The sequence below is a fragment of the Streptomyces odontomachi genome, from assembly GCF_024435355.1.
GTDB classification, from domain to species: Bacteria; Actinomycetota; Actinomycetes; order Streptomycetales; family Streptomycetaceae; genus Streptomyces; species Streptomyces odontomachi.
Window position 1 is genome coordinate 207,222 of the sequence record NZ_JAMJWG010000015.1, and the last position, 21,982, is coordinate 229,203.

General features: G+C 70.9%; 16 protein-coding genes and 2 pseudogenes. 8 read left to right on the forward strand and 10 right to left on the reverse strand.

Annotated features, from left to right (window positions below):
- Positions 1-68 precede the first annotated feature (68 nt).
- On the reverse strand, positions 69-848 hold the full coding sequence (locus NQO67_RS28275; RefSeq protein WP_255953109.1) for an HAD-IIA family hydrolase: 780 nt from the start codon (positions 846-848) through the stop codon (positions 69-71).
- A gap of 264 nt (positions 849-1,112) precedes the next feature.
- Here NQO67_RS28275 and NQO67_RS28280 point away from each other — a divergent pair, with 264 nt between their 5' ends.
- Both NQO67_RS28280 and NQO67_RS28285 read left to right on the forward strand, forming a co-directional pair.
- The gene (locus NQO67_RS28280) at positions 1,113-3,014 is read left to right on the forward strand and encodes a serine/threonine-protein kinase (RefSeq protein WP_255953110.1); all 1,902 of its coding nucleotides are present in this window, start codon (positions 1,113-1,115) and stop codon (positions 3,012-3,014) included.
- Complete coding sequence (locus NQO67_RS28285; RefSeq protein WP_255953111.1) at positions 3,011-5,374, forward strand: serine/threonine-protein kinase; 2,364 nt, start codon at positions 3,011-3,013, stop codon at positions 5,372-5,374. Before NQO67_RS28280 ends, NQO67_RS28285 begins: the two co-directional genes overlap by 4 nt.
- Positions 5,375-5,464: 90 nt before the next feature.
- Here NQO67_RS28285 and NQO67_RS28290 read toward each other — a convergent pair whose 3' ends face one another.
- Positions 5,465-7,111, reverse strand: coding sequence for an MFS transporter (locus NQO67_RS28290; RefSeq protein WP_255953112.1), 1,647 nt, complete (start codon positions 7,109-7,111; stop codon positions 5,465-5,467).
- 249 nt (positions 7,112-7,360) lie between these two features.
- Here NQO67_RS28290 and NQO67_RS28295 point away from each other — a divergent pair, with 249 nt between their 5' ends.
- From NQO67_RS28295 to NQO67_RS28305, 3 genes and pseudogenes are all read left to right on the forward strand, one after another.
- Positions 7,361-8,314: a DUF5996 family protein gene (locus NQO67_RS28295; RefSeq protein ID WP_255953113.1), complete on the forward strand. Its 954-nt coding sequence runs from the start codon at positions 7,361-7,363 to the stop codon at positions 8,312-8,314.
- Positions 8,315-8,525: 211 nt separating this feature from the next.
- Positions 8,526-9,140 (forward strand): annotated as a pseudogene (locus NQO67_RS28300) (SPFH domain-containing protein); the annotation flags it as partial.
- Between the two features lie 165 nt (positions 9,141-9,305).
- Positions 9,306-10,130 (forward strand): annotated as a pseudogene (locus tag NQO67_RS28305) (serine/threonine-protein kinase); the annotation flags it as partial.
- Here NQO67_RS28305 and NQO67_RS28310 read toward each other — a convergent pair.
- Positions 10,127-10,642: an SMI1/KNR4 family protein gene (locus tag NQO67_RS28310; RefSeq protein ID WP_255953114.1), complete on the reverse strand. Its 516-nt coding sequence runs from the start codon at positions 10,640-10,642 to the stop codon at positions 10,127-10,129. The pseudogene NQO67_RS28305 and the gene NQO67_RS28310 sit on opposite strands and share 4 nt — an antisense overlap.
- Positions 10,643-11,058: 416 nt before the next feature.
- Complete coding sequence (locus NQO67_RS28315; protein WP_308295709.1) at positions 11,059-12,027, reverse strand: AraC-like ligand-binding domain-containing protein; 969 nt, start codon at positions 12,025-12,027, stop codon at positions 11,059-11,061.
- 286 nt (positions 12,028-12,313) lie between these two features.
- Here NQO67_RS28315 and NQO67_RS28320 point away from each other — a divergent pair, with 286 nt between their 5' ends.
- Positions 12,314-12,697 (forward strand): hypothetical protein, encoded by a 384-nt coding sequence (locus NQO67_RS28320; RefSeq protein WP_255953116.1) that lies wholly within the window; start codon positions 12,314-12,316, stop codon positions 12,695-12,697.
- Positions 12,698-13,232: 535 nt separating this feature from the next.
- Here NQO67_RS28320 and NQO67_RS28325 read toward each other — a convergent pair.
- From NQO67_RS28325 to NQO67_RS28345, 5 genes are all read right to left on the reverse strand, one after another.
- Positions 13,233-13,964 carry a DUF7873 family protein gene (locus tag NQO67_RS28325; protein WP_255953118.1) on the reverse strand — a complete coding sequence of 244 codons (732 nt, stop codon included), beginning with the start codon at positions 13,962-13,964 and terminating at the stop codon, positions 13,233-13,235.
- Positions 13,965-14,084: 120 nt separating this feature from the next.
- A complete protein-coding gene (locus NQO67_RS28330; RefSeq protein ID WP_255953119.1) occupies positions 14,085-16,073 on the reverse strand; it encodes a serine/threonine-protein kinase in 1,989 nt (662 codons plus the stop codon).
- 148 nt (positions 16,074-16,221) lie between these two features.
- Complete coding sequence (locus tag NQO67_RS28335) at positions 16,222-17,994, reverse strand: serine/threonine-protein kinase (protein WP_255953120.1); 1,773 nt, start codon at positions 17,992-17,994, stop codon at positions 16,222-16,224.
- Positions 17,995-18,375: 381 nt separating this feature from the next.
- Positions 18,376-18,561, reverse strand: a complete 186-nt coding sequence (locus NQO67_RS28340) for a DUF397 domain-containing protein (protein ID WP_255953121.1) — start codon at positions 18,559-18,561, stop codon at positions 18,376-18,378.
- On the reverse strand, positions 18,558-19,382 hold the full coding sequence (locus tag NQO67_RS28345; RefSeq protein WP_255953122.1) for a helix-turn-helix domain-containing protein: 825 nt from the start codon (positions 19,380-19,382) through the stop codon (positions 18,558-18,560). Before NQO67_RS28345 ends, NQO67_RS28340 begins: the two co-directional genes overlap by 4 nt.
- 101 nt (positions 19,383-19,483) lie before the next feature.
- On the opposite strand from NQO67_RS28345, the gene NQO67_RS28350 reads away from it, so the two are divergent.
- Positions 19,484-20,083 carry a hypothetical protein gene (locus tag NQO67_RS28350; protein WP_255953123.1) on the forward strand — a complete coding sequence of 200 codons (600 nt, stop codon included), beginning with the start codon at positions 19,484-19,486 and terminating at the stop codon, positions 20,081-20,083.
- 48 nt (positions 20,084-20,131) lie between these two features.
- On the opposite strand, the gene NQO67_RS28355 is transcribed toward NQO67_RS28350, so the two are convergent.
- Entirely contained in the window at positions 20,132-20,866 is a 735-nt protein-coding gene (locus NQO67_RS28355; RefSeq protein WP_255953124.1) for a dienelactone hydrolase family protein, read from the reverse strand.
- A 376-nt stretch (positions 20,867-21,242) separates the two neighbouring features.
- Here NQO67_RS28355 and NQO67_RS28360 point away from each other — a divergent pair, with 376 nt between their 5' ends.
- Positions 21,243-21,923, forward strand: coding sequence for a nucleoside-triphosphatase (locus tag NQO67_RS28360; protein ID WP_255953125.1), 681 nt, complete (start codon positions 21,243-21,245; stop codon positions 21,921-21,923).
- The last annotated feature ends 59 nt before the right edge of the window (positions 21,924-21,982 follow it).

Consider the following 21,982-nt stretch of genomic DNA (forward strand, 5'->3'; position numbering starts at 1 on the left):
GGGGTCGTGCCGTCGGGTTGGGGTCGTGCCGTCGGGACGAGGCCGTGCGGTTGGGGGTGTGAGCGGCGTCAGATGAGCTCGACGATGTCCGCGATGGATTCCTTGACGTGGGTGGGCCGGAACGGGTAGCGGTCGACGTCGTCCCTGGTGGTCAACCCGGTGAGGACGAGGAACGTCTCCATCCCGGCCTCCAGACCGGCCAGCACGTCCGTGTCCATGCGGTCGCCGATCATGGCGGAGCTCTCGGAGTGCGCTCCGATGGTGTTCAGCGCGCTGCGCATCATCAGGGGGTTCGGCTTGCCGATGAAGTACGGCTCCCGGCCGGTCGCCTTGGTGATCAGCGCGGCGACGGAACCGGTGGCGGGCAGCGGCCCCTCGTTCGACGGGCCGGTGTTGTCCGGGTTGGTGGCGATGAACCGCGCACCGCCGCTGATCAGCCGGATCGCCTTCGTCAGCGCCTCGAAGGAGTAGGTACGGGTCTCGCCCAGGACCACGAAGTCCGGTTCGGCGTCGGTCATCACGTAGCCCACGTCGTGCAGCGCCGTGGTCATGCCGGCCTCGCCGATGACGTAGGCGGTGCCGCCGGGGTGCTGCTTGTCCAGGAAGTCGGCGGTGGCCAGCGCCGAGGTCCAGATGTTCTCGACCGGTACGTCGAGTCCGATGCGGTTCAGCCGTGCGTGCAGATCACGCGCCGTGTAGATGGAGTTGTTCGTGAGCACCAGGAAGGGCCGTTCCGACTCGCGGAGCCGCTTGACGAAGGCGTCGGCCCCGGGCACCGGGACGCCCTCGCGCATCAGCACCCCATCCATGTCGGTGAGCCACGATTCGATGGGCTTGCGCTCTGTCATGGGTGCGGACTCCAGCCGTTCGCAGAAACGTTCGCGGAAACTACGCAGCCCATGCTATTCGCCTCCCCAGCAGGCCCGACCGGCGATGAACGGCCTCGTCTGACCGACCGCGCGGGAGCGGGGCCGCTCCCGCCGTCCCGGGGCGTCGACGGCTGGCTCCGACCGGTGTTCCGGCGCTCAGTAGGCTGTGCCCGGCACGAAGCCGTGCCGGCATGCTGTGCCGAGCGCACGGTGGCGAGCGAGGGCGTTGGGGGGGGGAACGCTATGCCGAAGGTCACCGCTTTACGGGCGGAGGATCCCGAGGCGGTCGGCGGGTACCGGCTGACGGGCAGGATCGGCGAGGGCGGTCAGGGCAGCGTCTTCCTCGGCTTGCGCCCGTCCGGTGAACGCGTCGCCGTCAAACTGCTGCACGCCCGGCTCGCGGGGGACGAGGCGGCGCGGGCGCGCTTCCTGCGGGAGGTCGCGGCGGCGCAGCGGGTGGCCAGGTTCAGTACCGCACGGGTGCTGGACGCCGACGTGGTGGGCGACCGCCCGTACGTGGTGACCGAGTACGTCGACGGGCCGTCGCTCCAGTCGGCGGTCGCCACGGACGGCCCCCGCTCGGACGGCTCGCTGGAGCGGCTGGCCGTCGGTACCGCGGCGGCGCTGGTCGCGATCCATCAGGCCGGGATCGTGCACCGTGACTTCAAGCCGGGCAACGTGTTGCTGGGCCCCGACGGTCCGCGGGTGATCGACTTCGGGATCGCCCGGCTCTCGGACGGCGCCGACCCGGTCACGCGCACGGCGCACTCCGTGGGCACCCCCTCCTACATGGCGCCCGAGCAACTCCGCCGCGGCCCCGTCGGACCGCCGGCCGACCTGTTCGCGTGGGGCGTCACGATGGTCTACGCGGCCGTCGGCACGCCCGCGTTCGGCAGTGACGCGGTGCCGGCGGTGATCGGGCGCATCCTGCGCGCGGAACCCGACCTGTCCGGGGTGCCACGGCCGCTGCGCGATCTGGTCGCGGAGTGCCTGGCCAAGGACCCGGCCGCCCGGCCCACCGCCCGGCAGGTGCTCGACCGGCTGGTCGGTCCCACCGGCGCCACCGTCCCCACCGGACAAGTCGACGCCGGGCAAGCTGACGCCGGGCAAGCTGACGCCGGGCAAGCCGGCGCCGCGCAGGCGACGACGCCCGGGGCGCACACCACCCCGCCCGCACGCCCTCCGCTGACCGTCGTCGACCCGGCGCCGCCCGACCCGCACGCCGCAGCGGCCACCCTGACCGCCGTGCCGCGGCCGGCCGGCGCACCGGCGGCGACCGGCGCACCGGCGGCGACCGGCGCACCGGCGGCCGGCGGGCCGACGGCCGGCGCACCGGCGCACGGAGCCGAGGCCGGGACCCGCCGGCCGGTGCCCGGCCGGCTGCGCCGCCGCTGGACCGACGGGACCCGGCGGCAACGGCTGTTGCTCGCCGGCACCGCACTGGTGACCGCCCTGGTGGTGGGCGCCGGCGTGGCACTCGGCGCCGTGTGGCTGTTCGCTGACGAGCCGAAGAAGTTCGCCACCGTGGCGCACGGCTGCGACATGGTGTCCGCGGCCACCTTGGGGAAGTGGGTGCCCGACGCCAAGGTCCGCCTCGGCGACGACGATGCGATCGAGAGCAAGAAGACCCTGTTCTACGACAGCACCGGGTGCGAGTGGGGTTCGCAGGGCCAGCCCCGGATCCGGGGCACGCTGAACGTCTCCGTGAGCGTGGACCACGACGTGTCGCAGGAGGTGGCCGACGAACTGGGCGACGGCGGCGCGCCCGACGGCGTGGACCGGGCGGCGGACGCCCAGCGCGAGAGACTGGACAGCGCGCGCAAGAACGCCAGGACCCCGGGCCAGGGCTCGTACCCGGTCGTCGACGGCACCCCGGTCACGGTGCGGGGGATCGGCGACGAGGCGTTCGCCTACTCCATCGTCGGCAAGGACAGCGACACGTCCGACGTGATGACGGTGAAGCTCGAGGGGCGCTGGGGCAACGCCGCGATCACGGTGGAGTACGACGCCACCCGGTACGACGCCGCACACCACGGCTCCGCCGTGTCCGAGTCGACCGCGCGCGCCGCTGCCGAGGCCGCGGCCCGCGACGTCGTGCGCTACCTCACCGACTGCACCACGTGCACGCGAGGAACGGGGACATGACCGCACACACCACGCCCTCCGTCGCACCGCTCGGGTCCGGCGATCCGCAGTGGCTCGCGGGCCGTCGGGTGCTGGGCAGGTTGGGCTCGGGCGGTCAGGGCAGCGTGTTCCTGGCCGCGGGGACCGACGGCGAGCGGGTGGCCGTCAAGGTGCTGCACGCCCGCTTCGGCGCCGATCCCAAGGCCCGCGCCCGGTTCATCAGGGAGGCCGAGGCCGCCCGCCGGGTCGCCGGGTTCTGCACGGCCCGGGTGCTCGCCGCCGATCTCGACGGCGACGTGCCGTACATCGTCAGCGAGTTCATCGACGGCCCGTCACTCCACGACCATCTCACCCGGCACGGCCCGCAGTCGGGCGGTGGGCTGGAGCGGCTGGCGATCGGCACGCTGACCGCGCTGGCGGCCATCCACCACGCGGGGATCGTGCACCGGGACTTCAAGCCGGCCAACGTCCTGCTGTCGCCCGAGGGCCCGCGGGTGGTCGACTTCGGCATCGCCCGTCTCCTGGACGCCACGGTGACGCTCACCAGCCAGGTGATCGGCACACCTGCCTACATGGCACCCGAGCAGCTGGGCGGCTCGGAGGTCGGCCCGGCCGCCGACCTGTTCGCCTGGGCCGCCACCCTGGCCTGTGCGGCGACCGGCCGTCCGCCGTTCGGGACCGGCGACATCGCGGAGATCGTCACCGCCGTCCTGGACGACGAGCCGGACCTGACCGGGCTGGCCGGTCCGCTGCGCCCCGTCGTCGAGGTCTGCCTGGCCAAGGACCCGGCCGCCCGGCCCACCGCGGCGGCACTGCTCACGCACCTGCTCACCGACCTGCCCCCGTCCGGCGACGACCCCGCCGACGCCTTCCGCGGCGGCGCCGGTACCGGTGTGCCCGCCGCACCCGGTGGCCCGGACCACCGCGACCCCACCCGCGCCGCGGCCGACCGGTTGCTGACCGAGCTGCTGCCCACCGTGACGGCGCCCGTGGCGACGCCACCGCCCGGATCGGGGCGGTCGGCAACCAGGTCGGCGACCGTCGCGTCCGCGCACCCTGGCAGCGCAGGCAGCGCAGGCAGCGCAGGCAGCGCAGGCAGCGCAGGCAGCGCAGGCACCGCCCCATCCGGACGCCCCGCGACCACCGCACCCGGCGGGCCGGAGGCCGTGTCCGGGCGCCCCGGCACCGCCCCGCCCACGGTGCCGGACCGCCCGGCCACCGCGACGGCGCCGGTGCCCGAGCCCGCCGGGCCGAGCCGTCGCGGCCTGCTCGTCGGGGCGGGCGCCGCCGTGCTGCTCGCCGGCGCAGGTGCCGTCGGCGTGCCGTACCTGCTGCGCCAGGACGACAAGGCGAACGCCCTGGACGAACGGACGCGGTGGAGCCACGACCTGCACGGCAACCCCGTGGCCGGCATGCGGGCGGCCGGCGGCGCGGTCGCCGTCGTCCTCGACGCGGGCCCCTGCCTCGCCCTGGACGCGAAGACGGGAAAGCAGCGCTGGGCGCACGACGGCTCGTTCAGCGACCTGGCGCACTCCGCGCACGGGCTGTTCGCCGCCGGCAAGGAACGCGTCGTGGGCGTCGACCCGGCCAAGGGCACCCTCCTGTGGTCCGTGCCGGGGGACTCGGCGGGCCGCGTCACGGCCATCGGCGACCTCGTCCTGACCGCCACCGCCGACGTCGCCGGCGAGGAGTCCGACCACGTCACCGTCACCGCACGGGCCGCCGCCGACGGGAGCCGGCGGTGGAGCCGCCGGCTGCCCGTCACCCATGCGTCCGCGGCGGCGGGCGTCCCGGACCGGGGGACCCTGGCGGCCTCCGCCGACACGGTGGTCGTCACCGTCGGCCTCTCCGTGCACGGGTTGTCGACCGGGAGCGGCGAGCACCGCTGGCGGTTCGACCTGCGCAAGGAGAACGAGCTGGGCCGCCGCCTCCCCGGCGCCCTGGCCGGTACCGTCTTCGCCGTCAACAGCGGCGCCGACCAGCCGGTCTACGGCATCGACACGGTCACCGGGAAGGTCGGCTGGCGGTACTCCAAGGGCGGGGAGACCAATGAACGGTCCCTGGCGGCCGATGGCCGGCACATCTACCTCGTCGGCTACTACCTCACCGCCGTCGACGCCCGTACCGGACGTGAGAGCTGGCTCGTGGACTCCGGTCTCGGGGAGACGTGGGGACCGTTCGACGGCGTGCTGTACTCGAGCGGCATGGCCGACGACCGCGCCACCGTGGCGGCACTCGACCCCGCGAAGGGCACGGCCCTGTGGAAGGGCGAGACCGACGGCGAGGTGACCGCGCTCGCCGCCGACGACTCGACGGTGTTCCTGGCGGCGGGCGGCACCGAGGAGAACAGGAACCAGACGGTGCGCGCGCTGCGCGCCTGACGGTGGTGCGCGCGGGGAGGCCCGCTCGAGGAGGCGCACCGGAGACGACGCGCCCCCCGAACGCGCCCCCGGGCCCGGCCGGCGGCCGCATCACGTTCCGCCGCGCGCCTCGCCCACCTCCGCCTGCCCGTTCCGCGCCCGCCACACGTCGTGTCCCTCCAGCGGGGGCGCCCCCACCGGGCAGGTGTGCCGGCACTGCGGCCTGACCCGGGCCTCCGCCTCCACCGGCACACCGGGCTCGGCCGCAGCAGGCGGTCCCGGTGCCCGCACCCGCCACGCCGCGATCAACGACCCCACCACCAGGATTCCCGCACAGACCGGCATGGCCCGGCGGAAGACGCTGTCGAACTTGTCGGCCGACCGGTACGCCTCCGGGCTCGCCCCCGCGATCAGCGGCAGGGCGGCCACCGCGAGCAGGCCGGCCGCGCGGGCCACCGCGTTGTTGATGCCGCTGGCGATACCGGCCCGTGCGGTGTCGACGGACGACAGGACCGTCGCGGTCAGCGGGGCCACCAGGGCCACCAGGCCGAGGCCCATCACCAGCAGCCCCGGCAGCACGTCGGCGAAGTAGGCGGCGTGCCGGCCGATGCGCAGCATCATCAGCAGCGCGACGGCGCAGATCAGCGGCCCCACGGTGAGCGGGATACGCGGCCCGATGCGCTCGCCCAGCTCGCCGGACTTCGCGGAGAACAGCAGCATCAGCACGGTGGTCGGCAGCAGCGCGAGCCCGGCGGCCAGCGCGGAGTAGCCCGCCACCACCTGGAGTTGCAGGGCGACCAGGAAGAAGAACCCGCCGAAGGCGGCGTACACGCAGACCGTCACCAGGTTGACCGAGGTGAACAGCCGGGAGCGGAAGATCGACAGCGGCAGCATCGGGTCCGGGCTGCGCCGTTCCACCAGGATGAACGCCACCCCGGCGACCACGCCGCCGACCCCGGCCCACACCTGCCCCGCGATCAGCGCATACGTCACCAGCGTGAGCGCCAGCGCGCAGAGTAGCGCGCCGAGCACGTCGAAGCGCCGCCGGTGCGCCGTCGGGTCGCGTGACTCCGGTACATGGCGCAGGGCGATCGGCACGCAGATCAGCGCGAACGGCACGTTCAGCCAGAACACCCAGCGCCAGCCCGGCCCGTCCACCAGCCAGCCGCCGACGAACGGCCCGATCGCCGCGCCCACCCCGCCGAACCCGGACCACAGCCCCACCGACCGCGCCCGGTCGTCCGGATGGAAGCTGGCCTGGATCAGGGCGAGCGAGCCCGGGGTGAGCAGGGCACCGCCGATGCCCTGGAGGGCGCGGGAGAGCACCAGCACCGTGATGTTCGGGCTCAGCCCGCACAGCAGCGACCCGATGGCGAACCACACCACCCCGACCACGAAGATCCTGCGCCGCCCCATGCGGTCCCCGAGCGCCCCGCCCAGCAGGATCAGCCCGGCCAGGGTCACCGTGTAGGCGTTGACGGTCCACTGGAGCGCCCCGAACCGCGCGTTCAGGTCCCGACCGATGTGTGGCAGCGCGACATTGACGACCGTCGAGTCCAGCAGCGCCATGCTGGAGCCGAGCACGGTCGTCACGATCAGCCAGCGGCCGGTGCGGCTGGCCAGGCGGACGGTGCCGGGGGCGGCGAAGGACCCGGGCCCGGTGGAGGCCTCTGCCGTGGCTCCGGGACGGCGGGCGGCGTCCCGGTCGGTGGCTCCCCCGACGCCCCGATGGGCGTTTTCGGAGCTTTTGTCTTCCATGACTGGATCATCCCAGGCGGTCGAGGTGCCGCGACCGACCGTCGCCACCCCGGCGCCGGAGCGAAGCCCCCGCTCTGGCGCCCCTCTGGCGCCCCGCTCGGGCGGCGTCCTCTGGCGTCGTTCCTCGTTCCGGCGGGCGCGATGCGCGGGGATGAATGGAAAGGTCGCAAACGGAAACGCGGAACAAGGGGAGCAAAGGCGACATAAGGCGCACGGCGTGGACGTGCGAATGCGACGCGGAGGCCCAGGATGACCGACACCCGGCAGCCCGCCATGCAAGGCGTCGAGGAGTGGCCGACCCTTCCGCTCGACGAGTGGGCCGACACTCGCGACACCCTGCACATGTGGACCCAGATCGTGGGAAAGGTCCGGCTGGCGCTGGCGCCGATGACCAATCACTGGTGGCAGGTGCCGCTGTACGTGTCCACACGCGGCCTGACCACCTCGGCGATCCCCTACGGCGACCATAGTTTCGAACTGGAATTCGACTTCCATGATCACCAGCTGTACCTGCGGTGCAGCACCGGCGAACACCGCCAGGTGGCCCTGGAGCCGAAGCCCGTCGCCACCTTCTACCGGGAGACCATGGACGCGCTCGACTCGCTCGGCATCGACGTCCCGCTGTGGCCGCACCCGGTCGAGATCGAGCACGCGATCCCCTTCGCCGAGGACACCGAGCACGCCTCCTACGACCCGGAGCACGCTTACCGTTTCTGGTTGCAGCTCAGTGACGCGGACCGGGTCCTGCACGAGTTCAGGTCCCGGTTCATCGGCAAGGTCAGTCCCGTGCACTTCTTCTGGGGCGCGATGGACCTCGCGGTCACCCGGTTCTCCGGGCGCACGGCACCCCGCCATCCCGGCGGCGCCCCCAACGTCGGCGACTGGGTCATGGTCGAGGCCTACTCCCACGAGCTGTCCAGCTGCGGCTTCTGGCCCGGCGGCTCGGCCGAGGGCACCTTCTACTCGTACGCCTACCCCGAGCCCGAGGGCTACGCACGGCACTCGGTGTCCCCGGCCGCCGCCGGCTACAGCCGCGACGCGGGCGAGTTCCTGCTCCCGTACCAGGCGGTGCGCACGGCCGCGGACCCGAACCGTGCCCTGCTGGACTTCTGCCAGAGCAGCTACGAGGCCGCCGCCGACGCGGGGAGTTGGGACCGCGGGGCGCTGGAAGACCGGCCGGAGCGGCGGGCGGCGCCGCGCTGAGCCGGAACCAGGACCGCGACCGGGACCGGAGCCAGAACCGGAACCGGAACCGGAGCCGGAACCGATCGCCTGCGGCGCCTGATCGACCGGACGGCACCTGTGCCAGAGGTGGATCTGAAAGACTTCCGGCGTGCTTATTCCACAGGCGTTGGGGGCGTTGGGGGCATTGGGGGCGCAGGGAGGCGTGGACTCGAGCGGGGGCGGATTCGGGATAAGCGTGTCGCTCGTCGTCCTGATCGTCCTGGGAGTGCTTGCCGTCCTCCTCCTTTTCAAGTCGATCCATGTCGTCCCGCAGGCCAGCTCGGCCATCGTGGAGCGCTTCGGGCGCTACATCCGCACGCTCCACTCCGGTTTCCACATCCTCGTCCCGTTCGTCGACTCCGTCCGCAACCGCATCGACCTGCGGGAACAGGTCGTGGCGTTCCCACCGCAGCCGGTGGCCACCGAGGAGAACCTGCTCGTCGACATCGACACGGTCGTCTACGTGCAGGTCACCGACGCACGAGCCGTGACCTACGAGGTCGCCAACTACATCCAGGCCATCGAGCAGCTCGTCCTCGTCACGATGCGGAACGTCGTCGGCGGAATGGACCTGGTACGAACCCTCGCCTCCCGCGAAGAGATCAGCGCGGCCCTGCACGGGAATCTCGACGAGGCCACCGGCAGGTGGGGGATCCGGATCAACCGTGTCCATGTGAAGGGGATCGAGCCGCCGGCCTCCGTCCGGGACGCCGCAGGTGTCCGGCAGTCCGCGATCCTCCGGGCCGAGGGCGAGAAGCAGGCCGCGCTGCTGAAGGCGGAGACGGAACGTGCCGTGGCCGCCATCCTCGACGGCGACGGCGACGGCGACGGGGGCGACCACAGTGTGGGCGGTGGCGGGCGCCATGCAGGGCAGCGCGTGCCGACGCCGCGCGCCGCGGCGGACGCGCAACCCGTTCACGAGCCCCTGCGGAAGGACGACCCGCGTCGCATCGGCCGCTACCAGCTGACGGCTCGACTGGGCCAGGGCGGGATGGGCACGGTCTACCTCGGCCGGTCCCCGGGGGAACGCCTGGTCGCGGTCAAGGTCGTCCAGGCGGAGTTGGCCGCCGACGCCACGTTCCGGCAGCGGTTCACCCGCGAAATCGAAGCCGCCCGGCTCGTCGGCGGGTTCCACACCGCACCCGTGGTCGACGCGGACCCCTCCGGCGACCCGCCCTGGCTGGCCACCGAGTACATCCCGGGGCCCGCACTGCACGACGTCCTCAGGCAGCACGGCGCCCTGCCCGTCCGGACCCTGCACACCCTCGCCGCGGGTGTCGCCGAGGCGCTGGAGGGCATCCACGGGCGCGGCATCATCCACCGCGACCTCAAACCCAGCAACATCATCATCTCCGGCGCGGGACCGCGCGTCATCGACTTCGGCATCGCCCGTGCCGTCGACAGCACCGCACTCACCCGCACCCACCACGTCGTCGGCACGCAGGGTTTCCTCGCCCCCGAGCAGTTCACCGGCGCGGGGGTCACCCCCGCAACGGACCTGTACGCCTTCGGCATGGTGCTCTGCCATGCCGCCGGAGCGGCGCCGTTCGCGGACGGCGAGCCCCTTGAGAGGGCGCTCGGCCTCATGCCGGCGTTCCTCCAGGAGATCGTCAAACGGTGCCTGGACCCTGATCCCACACGCCGTCCGACCCCCACCCAGGTCCTGGAACACCTCTCCCGGAACGCCTCGTCGTCGGAGAGCTGGCTGCCGCCCTACGTACGCACGATGGTCGACCTGCACAACGACCCGACCGTCACCACACCGAACCGGCCGGCGCCGCGGCGGCGGCACTAGGTCCTGTCGTCAAACTCCCGTCGTTGCCCGAAGGGCGGCCCGGCGGCGTCAGGTGCGGCGAGTGGGGGTACCTCCCACTCCCGGTCGTGGTGCAGCTCGACGACCTCCGCCAGTTCGAACCACGGATGCCGGTCGAGCAGGCCGAGCGAGTCGTCACCGTCCGCCACGCGGTAGAGAGCCCGCAGGTCGTCCGGCAGTGGCACCCCGATCTCCTGCTCCAGCTCCTCGAACTCGTCGTCGTCGAGCGGCGCGGGCAGCACGTCGCCGAAGGCGGTGAGCCGGCCCTCTTCCCAGCCGAACGCCCCGGCACGCAACTCCAGCAGCCGCCACAGCAGCCGCACCGCCTCCTCGGGGTCACCGGCCTGGGTCGGGTCGGCCGGACCGAGCTGGGCGTCTCCGGGGTCGGCGGGGAGGCGGTCCGGGTCCAGCAGGTAGCGGTGGGCGCGCTGGTCGAACCGGTTCTCCGGGCGGATCACACGGCTGACGAACGCCTCCACGTGGCCGTCCGCCATCACATGCAGCCGGACGCTCAGCGAGTGGCTCTCCCCGTAGCCGTTCTCGTACGGGTCCTCCTACGGACGCCCGTAAGGGTTCTCGTACGGACGCTCCCCATCGGCCCGCAGGGTGTGGACCTCGGCGTGGTGCAGCTCGCGCTCAAAGGTGTCCAGGCGGTTCAGGGGGCGGCAGGGAGATGCCCGTTCCTGACCGCCGGTTCCCGGTCCGCGAACTCGTACGCCAACCCATGGCCGCCGTAGCCTCCGTCACCGAAGACCTCAAGACCGCCGACAACGGAAGGCCCGGAGGCGCACCGCAGCGTCAGGCACGTCGTGCCGGCGACCGGCGTCGACCTGCGCGGTCGCCGCCCGCGGTGTGCCGTCGACGTGCGCAGAAGCGGTGACGTGCGCGGAAGCGGTGCCGCGGCCCGGGGTCAGGTCGAGTGTCTGACGGAGCGCTCGGCGGCGGACTCCGGCCGGCCTTGCCTGAGGCGTCGGATCTCCGCGGGGCTGTGGCCGAAGCGCGACCTGAACGCACGGCTGAGGTGGCCTGGGTCGTGCAGGCCCCAGCCGGCTGCGATGGCGGCGACGGTGCGCCGGGCGAGGGCAGGATCCAACAGGTCACGGCGGATCCTGCGGAGTCGTTCCTCTCGGAGCCAGACGGTGAAGGTGCAGTCCCGATCCGCGAAGAGCCGGTGCAGCGTGCGGGGTGAGATTCCGAAACGGCGCGCCACGGATTCCACACACAGTCTCGGATCGGCGAGGTTGGCCAGTGCGTACGCGGCGATCCGATCGGTCAGTCCGACGGGCGCGTCAACGCGTTCGGGGCTGGTCTCGGTGAGGGCGGCGACGAGCAGTGACGTTAGGGCGTCGCCGAACCGGACACCGGAGGGGCCCGGCAGATCGGCCAGCTGATCGCCGAGTCCGGTGAAGAACGCGCTCACTATGGCCCGAATTCCGCTGTCGCCGGGGACCGGGGTGGCCGTCAGGCGGCCGAGCGCTTTCGCCCGTGGACCCAGTAACGTCCACGGCATCGTGAGGACCACGATGTCGCACGGATCGTCATACCGGGCCCCATAGGGCCGGGTGGTGTCGAAGAACACCAGCTCACCGGGGCCCGCCTGATGCCGGCGGCCGTCCTGTTCCACGAGCACCGTCCCGCGACGGTGCAGCGTGACCTTGAAAAGGTCGGGATCGGTCGAGGTGATCAGCCTATTTCGCCGGTCGACCCGCCCCTGCGCGCCGTGGATATGGGTGACCAGTACCTCTCCTGCCTGCGCCGACCTGACATGCGTTTCAAAAGGCACGTCGACGCGCGGTGTGAGCTGTAACGGCACCATGATCGAAGAAACCGCGACCTGCATACTCTCCGCGCTCGTGAAAACGGCTTTCGTGCTGCCCATTCCAACGCCCCCCCCGGCGCTCTGGAATCACGTGACGTCCCCCCGTGCCCCGCTACTCACTCTGCACCGTACGGACGGATGGATACGGAATCCGGCGTGATCAGGCGCGGAACGGCGAATGGGGTGACGCATTCTGGCGACTCTCGGCTGACACCGTAATTTACGGTCATTCCGTTGAGAAGCCCACCAGCACGGCACGATCCGGTGGATCCGCCGTGCGGCTTCGAGCGAACTCGTCACCACCAGCAGGAAAGACAACGGCAATGCATTCCCGAACGGAGAGACAATGAAGATCGCCCACAAGCTCGCCACCGCAGGACTGCTGTTGGCCTCCCTCGCCGTCGTGCCGGCCACGTCCGCCAGCGCGCACGCACCGCATGGCAGCAGCTCCCTGGCAGCTGACTGCTGGGACTTCACCGACACGACCAACAACTCCGACGCCTACTACACCGTCACCGGGACCTTCGGCCTCAAGACGGGTATCGGCGCCGGCTGCTCGAACGTCACCGTGGTCACTGCGGGCCAGGGCTTCTACGCCTGGTGCGAGATGCACAACCCGTCCTCCGGCTACACCTGGGTCTACGGGCGACTGGAGGGCACCCAGACCATGGGCTGGTTCTCGCGGGCCAGCCTCCACAAGGTGTCCGGCACGCTGCACAGCTGCGTCTGAGGTCCTCCAGACGGGCGTGCGCGTGCTGCTCGGGGCACCCGCACGGGTGCGAGGGCCTGCGCGGATGCGGGGGCCTGCGCGGATGCGCACACGTGGCGGGGCCCGGGAGTCGTATCCAGCTCCCGGGCCCCTGGGGATGCCACCCAATTGCGCACGCCGGTGGCGTTTAAGAGGGCGGATCAGTCGTCAGGCCGTCGTGTTCTTCCTTTGAACTACCGCGCCAGGGTAGAGGCGCAGGCGAGAGTCGAACTCGCATCCGACGGCGGTCGTCCGTCCCCGCTTGATCCGGCGATCGGCGGCGATGCTGAAGCTTGAGCGAGAGTCTGAGTGTGATCGCGGGTGCCTCTGCCGTGTTGGGCTACCCCGGCCCGTGGTGCCGGGGGAAGGACTCGAACCTTCACCGTGACCGCGTCGTCAGGCTGAACCTCAGTTTCAGCTTGTGCTCACGCGGACCGGTCCTCAATCCGGACCGCGCTTTCTGCGTACCCCCGCGTTAGCAGGCGGGGGCGATCATGGATGCTACCCGTGGGCCCCGTCAGCCGAACAGGTAGCCGAACACCGCGTCGCCGACGCGCTGGTCGGTGACCTCGGCGCCGTTGGCCTCCTCGCGGGCGAACTTCACCGCCTGCTGGAGCTTCTCGACCCGCTCCAGCAGCTCGTTCACCCGCCGCGCGGGGAGCGCGCCGGAGAACTTCACCGTCGTCCAGTAGCCGATGGGCACGTCCTCGTAGTACACCTCGACCTGGGCCGGGTGCTTCTCGGTCGCCTCGGCCTTGACGTGGTTGCGCGGGACCTTCTTCGTGCGGATCGTGCGCACCGGGTCCGTCTTCCACCAGTCCGTGGACGGGTCGAGGGACCAGGACTCGGCGGCGTCGAGCACGGGGAGCTTCTTCACGAAGGTGTGCAGGTCAGTGAGCTGCTTCTCCAGGAAGAGCAGATAGCTGACGGGGACGTCGGCGACGATCGTCCGTCCGTCGACGGTGACGTCCGCACGGGCCGTGCAGTTGGCCCAGTCCTTGGTGGCGGTCACGTCGAACAGCCGGGTCAGCGACGTGGACATCTCGCGCAGCACGTCCTCGGCCTGGATCTGTACCCGCGTGGACTCGGGCGGCAGCTGCTCGCCCTCCTCGTCCTTCGGCTGGTACGTCCGCGCGATGCCGGCCAGCAGCGCGGGCTTCTGCACCTTGTGGTGCGCCGCGGTGATGTCCTGGAACGACTTGCTCTTGACGCCCTTTTCCACCGCGATGATCTGATTGAGCTTCGCCACTTCGGTCCCCCTTCGAACAGCAGGGAACATACCTCACGGCACGCGGCACGCTCGTACGATTTTCCGCCCGTGGACCGGGCCGCGGCCGACCACTCCTCGGCGCGCCCCGCTGCCGGGACCTCAGCACGACGACGTGAGTTCCGGCACCCTGGGCGCCGACTGTCCCGTGATCGGCTTCAGGTGGCGGTCGTAGATCTCGGCCCACTGCGAGGTCCGTCCCGGGGACTTCATGACGGCCGCCAGCGCCGTGCACACCTCCCGGTGCAGCCCCCGCTCCTCGGGGTCCATCGCCACGCCGTAGTTCTCCGAGCCGCCGAGGCTGGACAGCGCCTTGGTCTTGTCGGCGTACTTGTGGGCGAGTCCGGCGACGATGACATCGTCGGTGGCCACCGCGTAGACGTGGGACTTCGGGTCCAGCAGCGCCGACACGCACTTCTCGTAGCCGTCCCTGACCTCCGTCCGGTCGCCCAGCCCCTCGTCCTCGAGCCACGACACGTAGGCGGAATTCCTCGCGGTGCACACCGTCGTGCTGTCGTCGTTCTGGAGGTCGCTGAGGTCGTTGTACCGCCGGTTCTTCCGCACCAGCAGGCCCTTGAGAGCCTCGTAGTAGGAGCCGGCGAACTTCACCCCGTCCGTCTTCTCGCGCTCTTTGCTCATGCTGTACGTGGCCAGTACGAGATCGACCTTGCCCTGCCGCAGGTAGTCATCGCGGTTGTCGGAGGTGACGGGGACGAACTTGACCTGCTTGCGGCTGAAGTCCAGTTCGTCGGCGATGGCATAGGCGAGGTCGACCTCGAAACCCCGATAGGTGTCGCCGGTCCGCACGCTCAACCCGGGCTGGTCGTCCTTGACGCCGACCCGCAGCTCGTCATGCGTGTCACTGAACCTGGGCCCGCCGGTCGCCGCACCCTTGTCCGAGCCGGCGGCTTCGGAGGTGCCCGCCAGCTTCACCCAGGTGAACCACGCCGCACTCGCGAGCAGCGCGGCACAGGCGACGGTCGCCGTCACCTTCCACCGGCCCCGGCGCCGACCCGCCCCCTCGGACCTGACCCCGCCGGACACCGGCCCGCCCCGGGCGGCGCCGGCCGACTCGGCCGGCTTCGGAGGGGCGGCCCCGGCCGGCTGCACGCCAGGGGTGTCCCGAGCCGCGACCCCCTCGGTGACGGCCCGCAGCATCCGCGCCGCCTCGGCGGCGTCCGGACGCCGGCCGGGGTCCTTCCGGAGCAGCGCCTCGATCAGCCCGCCGAGCGGCCCGGCGTACTTCATGGGAGGCATCGGCGCCTCCCGTACGGCGATGAGGACCTCGAAGCTGGAGGCCCCGTCGAAGGGGCGCCGGCCCTCCACCATCTCGTACAGCGTGACGCCGAGCGCCCACAGGTCCGACGCCGCGGACGCCGGGACCGGGTTCTCCGGTGTGTGGCTGAGCAGTTCCGGCGCCAGGTACTGCGGCGTTCCGATGATCTCGTGGGACCGGGTGACCTGCGAGGCGCCCTCGAAGGTGGCGATCCCGAAATCCATCAGGAGCGCACGCCCGTTGGGGCGGAACAGCACGTTGTGGGGCTTCACATCGCGGTGCAGCACGCCGGCCTCGTGCACGGCGGCCAGCCCGCGCAGCACCTGGAGGCCGATCCGCGCCGCGTGCGGGACGGACAGCTGCTGCTGCTCGCGCAGCAGGTCGGCCAGGGAGCGGGAGTCGAGCAGCTCCATGACGATCCAGACCTGGTTGCCGTCCTCGATCACATCGTGCACGGCGACCACGTTCTGATGCCCGATCCTGGCGATGGCCTGCGCCTCACGGCGCGCCCGGCTCACCCACTTCGCCTGGTCGTCGGGCCCCGCGGAGCCCGGGTACAGCAGCCCCTTGACGGCCACCTTCCGGTCCAGGGTCGTGTCGAGGGCCTCCCAGACCACGCCCATCCCACCACGCCCGAGCTGGCGCAGTAACCGGTAACGGCCCGCGATCACCGTGTCCGGTCCGTCGGCCGGTCCGTCGGCCGGCCTGTTGCCCGGCTCGTCGGCCGGTCTGTTGCCCGGTCCGTCCGGCCCGCTGTCCGGCCCGCCCTCCGGCCTGTCGTCCGGACCGCTGCCGGCCGTACCCTCGCTGCGCATCCGACCCCCAGGGGTTGTCGATAGGGACAGAACATTAGACGCACCGGCGCCTATCCAGGGCTTTATCGCGTTGCCGCGCGAGGAGCCGTGCGGTTGCCACGCAAAGAGCCCGTGGGGAGTCTGGTTGACCCGCTTCCTGGACCGGCTGTCAGGCCAGCAGGGGCAGATACCTGTGCAGCGTCGCGGACATGGTCCCGTCCGCCACCATCTGCTTCAGCGCCACGTCGACCTTGTCCTTGACGGGATCGCCCTTGCGTATGCCGATGGCGTAGGGCTCGTTGGTGAGTCGGAGACCGGCCAGTTTGAACGTGCTGGGCTCCAGGAGGGCGGTGTAGGCGAGGGCCGTGTCGTCGGCCGTGACGGCGTTCACGGAGTGTTCGGTCAGGTTGTGGACACAGCGTTCGACACTGGTGTCCGTGTGCAGCGTCGCCTTCGGCCCGAACGTCCGCCGGAAGCCCGCAGCGGCCGAGGAGCCCCCCACCGCGCAGACCTTCTTCCCGCTCAGGTCCGTCCCCTTGTGGACGTCGGGGCCGTCCGCCGGCAGCAGCAGGTCCTGGTGACCGGTGAGATACGGGCTGGAGAAGGCGATCTGCGCCGACCGTGCGGCGGTCTGCGTCAACCCGGCGACGAGGTCCACGGTGTCGGTCTGAAGCGCCTCCAATCGGTGGCACGCGGAGACCTCCTTCCAGACGATCTCGTCGCGTGCGTACCCGAGCTTGCCGGCGACGTACGTCGCCACGTCCACGTCGAGCCCCAGGTAGTCGCCGTCGGGCTGCTTCATGGCCAGGCCGGGCCTGTCGAGGGTGACACCGATGGTGATCTTCTTGCCGGTCACGTCCTTGGAGCCGCCTGTGGTGATGCCCTTGCCGCACGAGTCCTTGGAGCTGCTGGCGGCGTCGGTCCCGGCCCCGGAAGACGGCGAGGAGCCGGTACCGCCGGCGTGCGCGTCGTCGTTCCCGCCGCCGCCGTCATGAAGCAGGGCCCCCACCAGAACGCCGGCCAGGACCGCCGACGAAGCGGCAATGGCCAGCGCGTATGCCGAGCTGCGTCGCAAGGCCGGCTTCTTCGGCGCGGGCCGCGGCGCAGCTTCGGGCGCCGGCCCGGCGGCTGCCCCGTACGCTTCCCCCCTTTCCCCCCTTTCCTCCCCCTGGAGCAGGGCAAGCAGTTCGGCCGGGGATGGCCGGCCGGCGGGATCCTTGAGCAGGCACTTCCCGATGACGGAACGCAGGCCCGGGGGTACGGCGCTGAGATCCGGATCGTCGTGGACGATCTTCATCGCGACCGTGACGGGTGGGGTGCCGGTGTCCGAGTCGAACGGTCCCCGGCCCGTCGCCGCATGGGCGAGGACCCCGCCCAGCGCGAACACGTCGGCCGCCGGCCCCACCTCGCGCGGTGTGCTCAACTGCTCCGGCGCCATGAAGGACACCGTGCCGAGGATGTTGCCGGTCCGGGTGAGCGGTTCCGCGGCCAGCATCCGGGCGATGCCGAAGTCGATGACCCGGGGGCCGTCGTCGGTCAGCAGCACGTTGCTCGGTTTCAGGTCACGGTGCACCAGACCGGCCCGGTGGATGTCGCGCAGCGCCTCGGCGAGCCCCCGCCCGAGCGTCCAGACGGCGTCCTCCTCGAAGGCGCCCGCGTCGCGCACCCGCTCCGCAAGGGTCGGGGCGGCGAAGTACTGCGTGGCCATCCACGGCGGGTCCGCATCGGGATCGGCATCCACGACCGACGCGGTGAACGCCCCGCTCACCTGCCGCGCGGCGTCGATCTCCAGTCGGAAACGGGCGCGACGGTCGGGGTCGTCGACGAACTCCCCGCGAATGATCTTGAGGGCGACCCGTCGTCCGGACGGCGACACGGCCAGGTGGACGACTCCCATGCCACCCGCACCGATACGACGCTCGATGCGGTACCCCCCGATCACCGGAGGAGTCTCCTCACCCTGCCAATCCAAGACTCCCCCTGCGCCCTTCCGCGACGGTCCCGACCCTCCTCCCGCAGTAACGCGCCCGGAGGGGCTGGCGGTTCCGCCGTCTTGCCGTCCTTGGAGCCTCTTCACGGAGTCGGGGTGGATTCCCGGAGCGGAAATAATTCCCGGAGGGGAAATCGGGTTGGTAGCTGCCCGGCCCGTGGTCGGAAAGCGATCCGGCAGGGCAGAGGAACTTGTGAAAGGCCGAATCAGGCTACTCGGGCCGACGCATCCGTGGACGCACGGGGCTGAGAACCCCTTGGATCAACTTCAACGCTGAGCGCCCCGCAGCGGACCTGAATTGGCCCACCGGGGGCGCCCGGACACCTACAGCGTTCAGCCCCGCGAGGCGTACGGCAGGAACGCCGTCCAGGCCGCGGGGGAGAGGTCGATCCGGGGCCCCTGCTTGTCCTTGGAGTCCCGGACATGGACTATCTGGGGGCAGGTGGCGATTTCAACGCAGTCGTCGCCATCTTGGCCGCTGTAACTGCTCTTGAACCAGGCCAGTTCGGAGAAGTTCATAGAGATCCTCGCAGTCGTTTGAGCAACTCTGCGGACTCTATGCTGTCGAGAGCCTGCGCGCGCAGCCTGGCGTAGCGCATCTGGAGCACGCTGATCGCCTCGGGGTCTGTGACTAACTCGCCCGTGCGCTGCCCCTCCGCGTAAGCGAACCACTGGTTCTCTGGCGTTTCCAGCAGCCTGATCGGCCCGTTGACCCCAGGATGCACACCCATGCTCATCGGAAGCACCTGGATCTCGACATTCCGCCGGGCTGAGAGATCGAGAAGGTGCTCCAGCAGTTCCCTTGTCACCTCCGGCCCGCCCGTCTGCCGTAACAGCAAGTGCTCGTCGAGGACGAAGCTGAACGACGTGTGTGGGCGCTCCAGCAGGAGCTTCTGGCGTTCTTTGCGAGCCTCGAGCTTGGTCTGAATCCCTTCGTCGCTCAATGGCGGTAGCCGATGCTCGAACAGGGTGCACGCGTACGCGTCCGTTTGAAGAAGCCCTGGCACCACCCGACACTCGTACGTGTAGAGACAGATCGCCTCCGTCTCCAGATCCGCCCACCGTTGGAACCACATCGCCAACCCCGGACGCTTGCGCGACACCTTCTCGAACACCCGCTGCACGAGTTCCGGTTGTCCCAGGGCCTCCCCGGCCGCCGTCGCGAACTCCATGTCCGGCATCCGGCGCCCCAGTTCCACGGACGCAACCGTGTGTTTGGAGAACCGTACGAGCCGGCCGAACTCCTCGCGGCTGAGGCCCGCCTGCTCCCGTAGTCCCTGGACCATCGCGCCGAACATGCACATGCTGTCCGTCGGTTCCGGGTCCGAAGCCTTGGTCATACTCCAACGCCCCTCTGGTCTGACAAACTGTCACGAACGCAAACAGCCGGTGACCGAATGGGGTTACGGAACGAGGACGGTACGGGGAGGGCATTTCGGCCATGGGCACGGACGTCTTCGCTCTGATCACCGACTGGGAGCCGATGGTCGACGCGTTCCGGACGGCCGGGGACTTCGAGTTCTACTGGGACGCGAACGCACGGCAGAACGACAGATTCCTTGCAGCGCAGGCCGCGGGCACATCGTTCGACCTGGACGCGGAGCCGGAGCTGCTGCCGTACGCCCGGGAGCACCACATCTTCGGCGGCTTCGGATTCGTCGCCGTCGAGTGGTACTTCGACAAGCTGCGCGCGAGTCTGCCGCCCCACCTGCGTGAACCGCTGGAGACCTTCGTCCGCACCCTCTACGCCGAGGATCCGCGCGACTGCGACGACCTGGCAGCGGACGGTGCGACGGGGCGCGACTCCAGCGTGTTGTACGCGTTGCGCCCGGCGTCGGTGCGGAGGGCTGTGGAGCGGTTCGAGGCGGTGCCGTGGGACGAACTGCGGGAACTCGACCGGCGGGAGACGCTGCCGGAGCTGGACGAGGAACGGTACGTGCCGTGCTTCGGCGCGTTCGAGGCGGTGTTGCGGCAGCAGCGCGCGTGGTTGGGCGACGCGGCCGAGTGCGGCAGGGGAGTGGTCGCCGTCATCAGCCAATGAGGGCGGAGCCGCGGGCAGCGTCAGAGCCCCGTTCAGTCGTCCTGCGTGTCAGTTGCCGGCCAGTGTCCGATCCAGGAGGAGCAGCAGACGGTCCCAATGACGCTGAAGCCCAGAGGGGCTGAATGCCGCGGTGTCGGACATGGTGAAGCCGTGGACGGTGTGGGGATAGATCTCGGAGGTGTACGTGACACCTGCGGCGTCCAGGACCTGGTTGAGCTCGCCGAGCGTATCCGGCGTCAGGTCACCTTCGGCGTGGCCGAAGTGGACCCTGGCCGTGAGCGCGGAGAGCAGATCGCGCCCTGCGGCGGCCACGGGACCGTGGAACGCTGCGACGGCGGCAACCTGCTCGGGATGGGCTGCTGCGGTGTGTACCGCGTAGAGGCCGCCGATGCAGTAACCGGTCACCGCGACGGGCCCGGGGGCTACCTCAGGCTGGCTGGTGAGGAAGCCGAGATAAGCGTTGGCGTCTTGCAGGACACGTTCGCTGGTGTGCGCCTGGATCAACGGCATCAGCTGGTCCATGAGCTGGGGTCGGATGTCTTCTCCGATGTGCTCGGGAAGATCGATCACCGGCGACGGGCCGTGCCGGTAGAAGACGTTCGGGACGAGTACGTAGTACCCGTGCCCGGCTAGTTCGCCGGCTATGGCGTGCAGCACGGGCCGGATGCCGAAGCCGTCGGGGTACATCAGCACTCCGGGGTGGCGCTCGCCGTGGCTGGGGAAGGCGGTGAACGCGTCGGCCGTGCCGTCCGCGGTGCGAATCTGCTGAGTCTTGACGGGCACTGAATCCTCCGGTCGTAGTTGATTGGTCGAACGTGTGATCAACACGACGAAGGTGGGTGGACCTCGCGTAGCAGTGCAAGCCTCGTGACCGAGCAGAGGGCCCCCTTCGGCCCGCGTGGCGCTCAGAGGAGCACCGGGTCACCAATCCGTGTGTGGCGCAATGCCGTCCCGGTAGTCATGACCGACGAGCCTAGCCGATCTCCCACGCCGGCACGCAGGACCACCGGGCCGCGCCTGTACTCGCCACCCCGTACAAGGCGACGTTCTGGCAGGTCACCCTGACGCCCCGCCAGATTGGCGGGCATGAGCCAAACCGCCGCCCCGCCCACCATCCCCGACGCCTCCGACGCCCCCAACAGGCCCTAGGCTCCGCATCGTGACGGTTCTGATCACGGTGTGGGGAGCATCGCCGGGCGTCGGCAAGTCGACGCTGTGTGACGGGCTGTCCCGATGGCTGGCCGGTGCCGGACTGCGCGTCGATCACTTCCGCGAAGAAGAGATCCTGACCCGACCGCAGTTCGCCGCGGTGGCCGCGGAGTTCACGGCGGACGGAACGGTGCGGCTGCCGACGTTGCTCGCGGCCACCGCGCGGTTCGTCGACGCGGTCGCCGCGAGCGGCGATGACGTGGTGGTCGCGGACGCGCTGATGCCGTACGTGCCGACGTTGCTGGCCATGGGGCACGGTGAGGAGACGATCGACGCCTTCATGGCCGACCTCACCGAGGTACTCGCCCGGGTTCAACTGGTCATGGTCTTCCTCGACGGGAACGCCGGGTCCGCGTTGTCCAGAGCCGCCACGCGGGAAGGCGAGCAGTGGCTGGACTGGTACGTCGGGAAACTCGCCGGATACGAGGTGAGTCCGCCGGTCACCGACGTGGCCTCCGCCGTGCAGTACCTGCTGCGTGAGCGTGCGGTGACCCTTGGCGCAGTCCGTCGGAAGGGCTGGAGTCTCGTCGTGATCGAGCGGGCCGATGAACTGCCGCCTGATGGCGTGCTTCAGGTTGCGCAGCGGGGCTTGACGCCATGGCTCGGGGAGCAGACCGACACGCGCGGATAGGGCGGTCCGGGTGCTGCGACTCGGCCGGTGCCGCCCGGCAGCCCCAACCCCCCTCATCT

Excerpts from the sequence above, each read along its gene's own strand:
- NQO67_RS28350 (WP_255953123.1), top strand. The coding sequence starts at position 19,484 with ATGGGCACGGACGTCTTCGCTCTGATCACCGACTGGGAGCCGATGGTC.
- NQO67_RS28285 (WP_255953111.1), top strand. The coding sequence starts at position 3,011 with ATGACCGCACACACCACGCCCTCCGTCGCACCGCTCGGGTCCGGCGAT.
- NQO67_RS28275 (WP_255953109.1), bottom strand. The coding sequence starts at position 848 with ATGACAGAGCGCAAGCCCATCGAATCGTGGCTCACCGACATGGATGGG.
- NQO67_RS28290 (WP_255953112.1), bottom strand. The coding sequence starts at position 7,111 with ATGGAAGACAAAAGCTCCGAAAACGCCCATCGGGGCGTCGGGGGAGCC.
- NQO67_RS28320 (WP_255953116.1), top strand. The coding sequence starts at position 12,314 with ATGAAGATCGCCCACAAGCTCGCCACCGCAGGACTGCTGTTGGCCTCC.
- NQO67_RS28330 (WP_255953119.1), bottom strand. The coding sequence starts at position 16,073 with ATGCGCAGCGAGGGTACGGCCGGCAGCGGTCCGGACGACAGGCCGGAG.
- NQO67_RS28295 (WP_255953113.1), top strand. The coding sequence starts at position 7,361 with ATGACCGACACCCGGCAGCCCGCCATGCAAGGCGTCGAGGAGTGGCCG.
- NQO67_RS28310 (WP_255953114.1), bottom strand. The coding sequence starts at position 10,642 with ATGGCGGACGGCCACGTGGAGGCGTTCGTCAGCCGTGTGATCCGCCCG.
- NQO67_RS28315 (WP_308295709.1), bottom strand. The coding sequence starts at position 12,027 with ATGGGCAGCACGAAAGCCGTTTTCACGAGCGCGGAGAGTATGCAGGTC.
- NQO67_RS28340 (WP_255953121.1), bottom strand. The coding sequence starts at position 18,561 with ATGAACTTCTCCGAACTGGCCTGGTTCAAGAGCAGTTACAGCGGCCAA.
- NQO67_RS28345 (WP_255953122.1), bottom strand. The coding sequence starts at position 19,382 with ATGACCAAGGCTTCGGACCCGGAACCGACGGACAGCATGTGCATGTTC.
- NQO67_RS28280 (WP_255953110.1), top strand. The coding sequence starts at position 1,113 with ATGCCGAAGGTCACCGCTTTACGGGCGGAGGATCCCGAGGCGGTCGGC.